Source organism: Azospirillum sp. B506 (genome assembly GCF_000333595.1).
Taxonomy (GTDB): domain Bacteria; phylum Pseudomonadota; class Alphaproteobacteria; order Azospirillales; family Azospirillaceae; genus Azospirillum.
The window spans coordinates 1-10,473 of record NZ_BADK01000216.1 but is presented as its reverse complement, the minus strand read 5'-3'; the positions used below and the strand labels follow the sequence as shown (position 1 = coordinate 10,473).

Below are 10,473 nucleotides of genomic sequence, written 5' to 3'. Positions count from 1 at the left end.
ATTCCATAGGATGAAAGGCCTGAAAATCCACATCACAGGTGCTGGCCGACGCCGCAGGATGGGTGTCGGCGCACCAGCAGGTCGCCGGTCTTGTGCCGCATCGGCATGCCACCGGTTCAGCACGGTGGACGCGCCGGCCACCGCATCCGCTCATCGATCCCCGAAGCCGGGTCCCGGCACGATCAGGCGGTCAGCAGGGCTTGCGGTCTTTTCTCTTCCTGATGCTCCGATGCCAGCTGGAATTTCGGTTGCCGGTAGGCGTGGGAGAGCCACATCCGGTAGAGCAGCAGCGCCATCAGGTTACGGCCGGGCGGTTCCGGTTGCGTCAGCCAGCCGGTCACCATGGTGCGCAGGCGGTCGCTGCGGACGATGCCGTGGTCGTGCATGGTATCGATGTGATCCATCACCATGCTCCGGCCGGCATTGGACCGGAAGAAGGCATTGAGCGGCAGGTTGAGGCCGTGCTTGCGTCGGTTGAGGATCTCCGGGGGAAGCCGGTCGGCGAAGGCGTCGCGCAGGATCTCCTTCGATCCCCGCAGGCCGACCTTGAAGCGTTGCGGCAGCCCCAGCGCCCACTGGACGAGATCGGGCTGGAGGAAGGGGCAGCGCCCTTCCAGCGAGGCGCTCATCGCCATCGTGTCGACCTTGACCAGAAGATTGTCGGGCAGCGATGTCACCAGATCGGTGTAGCAGGCCGCCTGCAGCGGATCCTGGAACTTCGCGAAGCCGTCGGCGAAGGACTTCGACCATGGGCTGTGTTCAAACATGCCGGGGCGGCGCAGGATCGCCGCCCTGGCTTCCCCATCGATGACAAGCGGGAAACCGCTCGGCGTCCGGTCGCTCGTCCGGTGGAACATGGTGCTGTCCACCTCCGTCGGCTTGAAGAAGGGCCGGAAGGCGGCGTAGGCCGTCGCCCGCCAGTCGTCGGGCAACATCTTCGGCTGGTAATGGTCGTGACCGGCGAAGATCTCGTCGGCTCCCTCGCCGCTCAGGCTGACCGCGACGTGCTGGCGCGCCAGCCGGGCCATCCACAGGGCGGGCAGCAACGCCTGGTCGCCGGTCGGCTCGTCCATCGCGGCGACCACGTCGGGGATGAGCTGTTCGAAATCCTTCATCCCGAAGGTCAGGTGATGGTGATCGGTGCCGAACCGGCGGGCGACGGTGAGGGCATAAGGGATTTCGTCGAACTTGCCGTCCTCGAAACCGACGCTGAATGTCTTCAGCCCTGCGACCCGCTCGGCCATGCAGGCGACGATGGCGGAGGAGGCGATGCCGCCGGACAGAAAGGCGCCGACGGGCACGTCGCCGATCAGGCGCGAGTCCACCGCCGACTCCACCCGCCTCCTCAACTCCGCCGTCGCTTCGCGGCGGTGGAGCGGGGGGCGGATGGGCTGCGGTTCGATCTGCCAGTAGCGCCGCACCACGACACTGTCGCTGTCCAGCCGATAGGTCAGCACATGGGCCGGCTGCAGCTTGTGGATGCCCTCCAGCACCGTTTCCTCACCGGGAACGAAGTGCAGGGCGAAATAGGCTTCGACGGCGGAGGGGTTCAGGCGGAACGGAATGTTGGGGCAGCGGGCGACCGTGAGCAGCTGCGAGGAGAAGACGAGGCTCTGCCCATCAAAGTGATAGAAACACCGCTTCTCACCCATCCGGTCGCGCGCCAGATGAACCACCCCCTGCGCCCGGTCATGCACCGCGAACGTGTAAAGTCCGTCCAGGCGCTCCAGCAGGCCGTCGATTCCCCAGGCCATGTAGCCATAGGTGAGAATCTCTGTATCGCCGGAGCTGCGCAGGGGATAGCCCAGTCCGAGAAGCTCGGCGCGCAGGTCCTTGTGGTTATAGATCGCGCCGTTCTGCATCGCCACGACGGTACCGCAGCGGGATTCGACCGGCTGGCCGCCGCTGTTGAGATCGATGACGGCAGGACGCCTCGCTCCGAAGGCGACGCGCCCGCTGACCGCATGCCCGCCGCTGTCGGGGCCGCGAGCCTGAAGCGAGTCGGTGGCACTCACCAGAAGCCCGAAATTGGGCTGTTCCCCCTTGCGGGTCACGATGCCGAACATTCCGCACATCGAACACTGCTCCTCAGCCCAACTCTTCGCGCAACAGCCGGAATTCCCGGGCATAGGCGTCGACCATCCGATCGATGCCATAGAGTCTTTCCGCCACGAACCGGCCTCGCTTCCCCATCCGGGTCCGCAGGGAGGGCTCCATCGACAGCCTCCACAGGGCACCGGCCATACCCTCGACATCGCCGGGGTCGAAGGGGAAGCCGGTGTCGCCGTCGATCACCTGCTCCGCGATCCCGAACACGTTGCTGGAAACCACTGGGAGCCCGCTCGCCATCGCCTCGATCACCACCATTGGAAAGGATTCCCCAGTGCCGCCAGGATGAACACGTCAAAGCACCGGTACCAGTCGGCGACGGCCCGATCCTCGGGCAGAAGCAGGATGCGTTCGGGATGGGGGGCTTCGGCGATGATGGTCCGGATCATCTCGCCATAGGCGGCCTGCTCCGGCGGTGTTTCGCCCAGGCTGACGAACCAGACCGGCAGGTTCGGCACCATCTTCTGCACCTCGATGAAGGCGCGGATGGCGAGATGCTGGGCCTTGCGCGGGCAAATCGTGCCAACCGTACCGATCACGACCGCCTCCGGCGGGATGTTGTACCGGGCAAGCCGGTTGCGCACCGTGTCGTCGGGTGAGCGCGGCCTGAACTCGGCCAGATCCACACCATTGCGGATGGTCGCGACCGGTGCCATGGGCAGTTGCGCGCTGCGGAACAGGTTCGCCGTCGCCTCGGCGACGAAGACGATGCGTCCGGCCTCGGCCAGACAGCGCTCCGCCTTTCGGGCCCGCGGGATGTTCGGGTCGAAGAACCGCGCCGGCACGGTACTCTCGTGAATATGCCAGAAGGGCCGATGACCGAGAGCCAGGGCTGCCGACACGAACCACTCCGTCTCCAGCGTGTTCGCGTACACCAGATCGGGACGAACCACCTCGAGCCAATCGGTCGCCTGACGGTTCCAGCCGGCCTCCGGCCCTTCCAGGCGCGTGAGGCTTGTGGCGAATTCCCGATAGCTATCGAACAGCGGCCCGTTGTCCACCGCCAGCACATGGATGTCGAAGCCGTGCCGGAGGGCGAACCCCCGCAGGATCAGGAACTGGGATGTCGGCGCCCCTTGGAGCCGTGTGTTGTTGACCAGAACCGCGACCCGGACCTTGATCATTGGTGCGGTCAGATGCACGCGGCGGTCGGTCGCGGCCGGCGTCTCCCCCAGTCCCACGAGGTTCGGATTGAACATGGGATCCGGATCGGGCCAACGGAGATGGAAGCGCATCCGGTCGGCCGAATCCTTGAAGGTGCGTGGCTTCGACACGCTTTCGTGATGGATCAGCTCGGCATGCGCCGTATAGACGATGCGATAGCCTGCCGCCCGTGCGCGCATGCAGAAGTCCGGATCCTGATAGGCGACCGGGAATTCGTCGGCATCCAGACCGCCCAGCTCGTCGAAGACGGTGCGGGGGATCATCGCGGCGGCGAAGGTGACCGCGCTGACGCCGCGGACGATCTGGGACCAGCCGTAATAGCCGCCGCTGTAGGCGGGTTCGCCGCGGAACAAATGGCCGGGCGAATCCTCCTGCAGCCGCATGACCAGGCCGGCATGCTGCACGACATGCCCGCCGGGGAACAGCAGACGGCACCCCACGGTCCCGACGCCGGGCTGGCGCGCCCAACCCAGCATCTCTTCCATCCAGCCGGGCGTGACGATCTCGATGTCGTTGTTGAGCAGAAGCAGGTATTCCCCCCCGGCGGCTTCCGCCCCGGCATTGATCAGTGCCGAGAAATTGAAGCCCTGCCCCCGGTTCGGCACGGTGAGCACCTTGTGCCGGAGCCTCCGCAGATAAGCCAGGGTGGCCGGATCGTCGGAACGGTCGTCGACGACGACGATCTCGTAGTTCGAGTAGGTCGACACCCGCTCGATGGAGTCGATGCAGGTGCGAAGCAACTCCATCTGGTTGTGGGTGGGGATGATGATGCTGACAAGCGGCTTTTCCGGAGCATCCCAGACGATGCGGAAGAAGCCCGTGCGCGACCGGACGGCGAAGTCGGACCGGTCCACGGTCTTGTAGGGCAGGCCCCGCCGGTCCAGGGCCGCCTCGACGGCCCGGATGCCGGCATTGAAGGCTTCCGGCTTCTCGTCGCCGGCAAGCGCGGTCGATCCGGGCAGGACACGCCAGTGGTACAGCACTGCCGGTACATGGGCGATGCGCCGGGTGTGCTCGACCAGCCGGAGCGCCAGTTCGAAGTCCTGCGAACCGTCGAACCCCAAATGGAAGCGGCCCGCCTTCTCGAACAGGCTTCGGCGGATCATCATTGCATGGTTCAGGTACATGTAGGACAGCAGCATGTCCGGATCGTAGTCCGGCTTGAAGGTCAGGTCGAAAAGCCGGCCGAGCTGATCGATCTTGCAACTGTCCGAATACAGGATGTCGAGGTCAGGCCTGTCCTGCAGAAGCTTCACGAACTCGAACAGGCAGTTCGGCGAGATCGCGTCGTCCTGGTCCAGGAACAGGATGAAGTCGCCGCTGGCGATCTCCGCGGCGGCGTTGCTTGCCGAGGCAATGCCTCCATTCTTCTTGCAGAGGGTCAGGGTGATCCAGGGGGTGCATTCCGCCAGCTGGCGGAGCTTGTCCGTGTAGGCGGATTCGTCCGACGCATCGTCGGCGATGCATAGCTCGAAGTTCCGGTACCACTGGGCATCCACGCTTTCCAGGGCGCGGTCCAGCCATTCCGGCTTTGCCCGGTAGTGCGGCATGACGATCGAGACCTTGGGCCTGACCGTCCAACCGGCCATCAGCGCCCGGGCATCCTCCTCCGACCGGTGATTGAGCGCATTGGCTTCGAGCCAGCGAGACAGGCGGTGGTCGGTGAGCGGTGCGGCGGGCGCGCCGAAGACCCGTCGCATGCCGATTTCGGCGGTTTCCTGCGTGACGGTGTCATGGCAGGTCAGCCGGATCGTCAACTCCTCACCCGCCCGGATCTGCCTTGGCAGGATAAAGCGGAATCCTTTTGACCGTTTGTCCGCGGGAAGGCCAAAGGCCTGGTCGACATCGACCCGCCTCTGCAGAGCCTCGGTCTCGTGGAGCAGGGCATCGTCGACATAAGCGCGGATGATCAGAGGGTGCCCATCCAACTGGAGCACCCAGCCCGTGACCGGGATCGGCGCATTCTCTCCGATCGTCTCCCCTTCCCGTGGGGTGTCGAGGGCGCAGCGGAACCGGTCTCCGTCGGCGCCCATGACCTTCGGGACCATGACGGAAAAGCTTCTCAGTTGGTGGATCTGGCCGCTGATATAGGCCACCACAGTCAGCGTGACGTCCTGTCCCGCCAGGTCCGCCAGATCGGCTTCCAGATGGAAGCCGCTATACATGCCGAGCGGCATTGTCCCGGAAAGTGCCACGTCCGTGACCGGTTGAACGGCCGGGGTGCGGCCATAGAAGCGGTCGTTGGCGATGAGGGCGACCGCCTGGACATCGGCGTGGCACGTCGCCACATTGCCGCGGATCGACACGCGGGGCGTGCCGGCGATCCAGACGGGATGCCGGACCTGGATCTCGGCCTTCGGAGGGGCGACCGTCAGGCCGGTGAGGATCCGTTCGGCGATGCCCGTGTCCGAACACATGCGGATGGTCAGCCGGGAGATGTCCATGCCTTCGCTATCGAGGAAGCCCTGGAACCCCACAGGAACCGATGCCGGACAGCCGACATGCTCCGCGACGTCCGGGCGCCGCACCCAATCGACCGGAATTTCCCGCTGGATCCGGTCATCCGTCGCCAGGACACGGATCGCCGTCCCATCGTGGGAAATCGCCCATCCCCGAACGAAGATCCGTTTCGCATCGACCTCACTGTCGTCTTTCGGCTGCTCAAGATGGCCGACCATCGGCAAAATCTCGATGCCCGGCAGGATGGTGTCGGTGCTCCGTGGCCCGGCGAACCCGCGCAGCACATAGTTGTGGAAGCCGACCGCCAGATCCTTCCATCCGACCGTTCCGATGAAGCCGGTCGAAAGGGAGCGGACATGATCCGGAAAATGGCGCCAGACATCCTGGCGCGGCTTGTAGGTCAGTCGTAGCTGGAGCGGCCCTGCCGGTCCGGAAAGCTCGATGGTCGGGAACTCGTCTCCCTTGCAGGCGATCCACCCTTCGATGACCAGCTGCTCTGCCGGTGAGGCCCCTCTGCGAATATGCTCAACATTCAGAACGAGTCCGGGATCCGGCGTGCAGACGCTCAACTGATCGCTCGACAACCGCATCAGCAGGGGGGGCTGGCTCTGCCCGGCCATCGCGTCGGGGCCGACGATCAGATCCAGCGCCGACCGGCGGGCGAGGACGCAGGTGCCGTCCTGCGAATAGAGATCGTCGAAGGCCGGGACCATCAGGGTGTGGCCATACTCGCCGTCGGCAAAGCCGGAGATCATCCTGGCCAGAAGCGTCGGATCGGGCGGCAGCGGGGCGTGGGGAATGAGAATGACGAGGCTGTCGTTGCCCAACCTGTACCAATCCTCCGCCATCAGCCTTTCAAGGGACGAGTAGGTCCCGAGAAAATCGAGCGTGCCAAGGGCACCCTCCCAGGGGGACGGGTCGCAATGGCCGCCGTCGAGAATGGCGATGCCGAACGGACGGCTGGACAGCTTGCCGATCTTCGCCCTGCTTTCGGGAAAGACATGGCGGGCGGGAACGGGCACCGTGACCGCTGCGCCGCCGAGATGGCGGACGGCGCCGTCGCTTCGGCGCAGGACGGTGACCGACATGGATGCCGGACCCGGGGGGTGGCGGCTAATATCCACGAGGCCGGTCCACTGCACGACCGGAAATGCGGTCGGCTCCGGCCAAATGGAGGAGCTGTCGTCCGCCTTGTCGCGCCAGTGGATTTCAACTGTCAAAGGCACGTTGTTCATCAGGACGAAGATGCTGCAGGCATCCCTGTCCTTCTCCATCAGCCACCCTTCGAGTGTCAGGACATGGGACGTGACGTTCTCAACGATGTCGATCCCGCAGCAGAGGTCGGTATCGGTGGAAACCGCCAGCGTGCATGCCGGATCGTCCTTGCGGACAATGCGCACGCCGACCATCGAGACCTCCGCCTTCGGGGGCAGTTCGGCAGTGGCGAAGATGCAGAAAGCCGTCGGGTCGATGTCTGGAAAGCCAAGGACAGCGACTTCGGTCGCAATCTCCACGCCGAGAATGGTGATCGACGCGGATATCTCCACAGCGTCCTGCAGTCGGACCCACAGCTCGGTCCGGGCCTGTCGGCACAAACCATCGTCCGTCACCGATTTTACGACGAGTTCGCCGCATTGGATGATCCCGGCGCCTTCAGGGAAAATGTGCAGCGACGACACCGGCCGGATGGACTGGGGGGATTCCCTTTGCTCTTCGACGCCAAAATTATCGTAGTGCCAGGAGGCGCTTGACCTTCCATGGACGCGGGCTTGTTCTATGACGTCCGGATTTCTGCAGAAATACCGCAGGCTTTCCTTTTCGATGCTGTAAGCAATCCTGCCGAATTCCTTCCTGATCGGACTTCCGGCAAGGTGGCTGTCCAGGTTCGAGAAAAGAACCGATATGGCGTGCGTTTTCCCGTCGAAGATGAAGGCGGGAAGCGTGTAGGAAAAACCGCAGGCCTTGCCGCTCTCCAGGCCGGCGCTGTGAGGGCGCGGCTCGTTGGCAACGAGACTGGTGAGCCAGACGCCGTCCACTTCGATTTCGATGTTGGTGGCCCTGTCGGTTCTCCTGCCATTGATCGCCCATCCGCTCAGGACATCGCCCTTCAGCGGATCGATGGCGCCATAGAACGGCTGCAACCTGAAAATGTTGCTTGTCTGCCATGTCAGTTCCTTTGCTGGATTCCCTGCAAAGAATCGCATGACATGTTCTTCCCCATCGAGAAATGCTTCGGGGATTTTTATGGAAAATTTTTTTGCGGCCAACGGCGACACATAATCTTTTTCGGTGCTGAGCCGGCCGACCTCGAATGACCCCAATGGCTTTTCATCACAATATATGACAACGACTATCGAGGATTTCGGATTTTTCTCGTCATATGCCCAGCCTTTAACGACCCAACCGGAGTTTTCTTCTATAAATACGCCGCTTATCTCGCCGAATGGCATGGCTCTGGCATCCTGGAGTTCAGTATTTTATTCTGCGTATGAATTGTTCTTTGCTCGATAAAGATTTAAGAATTTTCAAGGTCGCCTTTTTCATCCATTTTTATCACGCTGAATCCTGATGCGTTTTGCACTTTTCTTTCTCCGGTGGCGCGTCGGTGCGTCAACGCCGATGGCGAGGACGGTCTGCAGTCGATCCGATTTGCGCATAACTGAGAAGGCCTTTGCAAAATCAGGAGAACGTTGGGAGACGGCAAAAGGAGGTATAGGTGAAGCCGGCCTTCGTCAAGACCTCTGGGCAGTGGATGTTGCGCATGCCTATTATGAGCGGGCTGCTTCAACATCGGCCCGACCAGACGCAGGTCGAGCATGCGCAAGTTTCTTTGCCTCCTAACTATAGCAGCACAATCGGCATCCTCCAAGATGACGTATGCGTTCATTAACCTGAGATTGTTACGTTTTCCTGGTGGATTTGCGGCTGGGATAAGTTTTGTTCAGGTTGATGTCGTGCCGCCAGTCTTATGGCTTGGGTATTGGCTGCGTACGATCCCGATCATCACGGTCTCCGTAGTGACTCAGGAACGGTGTTCCCATAACATTCTGGATGATGGGAGCAGTCATCGCACACCGTCGGCCGGTTGGAGGGGCGACCTTCTGTGTAAAGCCGCTCGTAGAAGAACCGCTTCCAACGCAACTTTCGCATGTTTGTGGATGCCAGCGGACGGAAATGGCGCAGGAGCAGGTCCGCCAGGGAGTTGCGTCCCGCCAGTCCGAGGGAGCGCCAGAGGTGGTCGTTTTCGACACAAGCGCGGGCGATCACGGTGGCGAAGGCGGTGGCAACCGGCTGGTCGCTGCTGCGGTTGCGCAGCAGCAGCTGGAGGAAGTCCGCTTCCTCGCGTTCCAACCAGGTGAGTTCCGCTGCAGTGAGGTCCATGCCGACGGGACAGGCGTGATGGCACTCCGCCGTCGCTCCGGCCAGATGATGGACGTGACTCGAAAAACAGCGTCCCGGTGCCCAGCCGACCGCCGCCTCCGGGAAGACGCTTTCGACCAGAGCACTCAACCTGTCCGAAGGAAGCCCCAATGCGCCTCTGTATGGTGCCGAGGCGTCGCTGCAGCGGCGCAGCAGCATCCTCCCGAGATCCTGAGTATCGGCAAGGCCGCCGGATACCGAACATGCCATCAGGCGATGGTAAGCCGCCGAATCCGTCACGTACGCCTCTCATCGACCGTGTTCATCCGTATCTAACGGTCGATGCCGGCCGATGCCAAGGGAATGCTCGGTCGGCGGGAAAGGCCGACGACGGCTCCCAGCTGACCAAGCAATGCGATCACGGCCGGCGCGGTTGCCCACGCGATGGGCGTTTTGCAAGTCAAAGCATCATAGTGCAATGAAATAAAAAGACATTTCCCTTTCCCCATTGACGCTGTGTGGATAAGGAGTCACCTTTCCACCGGTTCCCGGCCCGGACGGACCAGGCCGTCACGACGATCGGCCGGCCTGACGGGCAAGGCACCGACCCGATTGACGAAAGGGAAGCTCCCTGATGACCGAGACGACAGCCGCGCTCGAAGCGCTTCTGATGCAGCGATCGCTGACCGACCAGCAGCTCGAAACAGCAGCGGAAGCGGCTGCCGACTTCCGCATCCTGCCTGATGCGACGGTGCTCAAGATCGGCGGCCAGAGCGTCATCGATCGTGGTCGTACGGCCGTCTATCCGCTGGTGGACGAAATCGTCGCCGCCCGCAAGTCCCACAAGCTGCTGATCGGCACCGGCGCCGGCACCCGGGCACGCCACCTGTATTCCATCGCTGCGGGGCTCAACCTGCCGGCCGGCGTGCTGGCGCAGCTCGGCGCCTCGGTGGCCGACCAGAACGCGGCGATGCTGGGGCAGCTTCTGGCCAAGCACGGCATCTCGGCGGTCGATGGCGCCGGTCTGTCGGCGGTGCCGCTCTATCTGGCAGAAGTGAACGGTGTCGTCTTCAGCGGCATGCCGCCTTACAAGTTGTGGATTCGCCCGGCCGCCGAGGGCGTGATCCCACCCTACCGCACCGACGCCGGCTGCTTCCTGGTGGCCGAGCAGTTCGGTTGCAAGGCGATGATCTATGTGAAGGACGAGGACGGCCTCTACACCGCGAACCCGAAGACGTCGAAGGACGCCACCTTCATCCCGAAAATCTCGGTCGACGAGATGAANGCGAAAGGGTTGCAGGACTCGATCCTCGAATTTCCCGTTCTCGACCTGCTGCAGCAGGCGCGCCACGTCCGCCAGGTGCAGATCGTGAACGGCCT

Annotated in this window: 5 protein-coding genes; 1 reads left to right on the top strand and 4 read right to left on the bottom strand. The window is 63.1% G+C overall.

The window, feature by feature from the left end; all coding sequences use genetic code 11:
- Positions 1–182: 182 nt before the first annotated feature.
- From asnB to I71_RS35670, 4 genes are all read right to left on the bottom strand, one after another.
- Entirely contained in the window at positions 183–2,075 is a 1,893-nt protein-coding gene (asnB, locus tag I71_RS07165) for an asparagine synthase (glutamine-hydrolyzing) (protein WP_159107357.1), read from the bottom strand.
- Between the two features lie 13 nt (positions 2,076–2,088).
- Positions 2,089–2,367: a glycosyltransferase gene (locus I71_RS07160; RefSeq protein ID WP_042693126.1), complete on the bottom strand. Its 279-nt coding sequence runs from the start codon at positions 2,365–2,367 to the stop codon at positions 2,089–2,091.
- On the bottom strand, positions 2,358–8,183 hold the full coding sequence (locus I71_RS34845; RefSeq protein ID WP_083897032.1) for a glycosyltransferase: 5,826 nt from the start codon (positions 8,181–8,183) through the stop codon (positions 2,358–2,360). Before I71_RS34845 ends, I71_RS07160 begins: the two co-directional genes overlap by 10 nt.
- Before the next feature lie 553 nt (positions 8,184–8,736).
- The gene (locus I71_RS35670) at positions 8,737–9,312 is read right to left on the bottom strand and encodes a nitrogen fixation protein NifQ (protein WP_244433690.1); all 576 of its coding nucleotides are present in this window, start codon (positions 9,310–9,312) and stop codon (positions 8,737–8,739) included.
- A gap of 415 nt (positions 9,313–9,727) precedes the next feature.
- Between I71_RS35670 and I71_RS07145 the strand changes: the two genes are divergently transcribed.
- Positions 9,728–10,473 (top strand): uridine kinase (locus I71_RS07145; protein WP_042693120.1); only part of this gene is annotated, 746 nt, incomplete at its 3' end.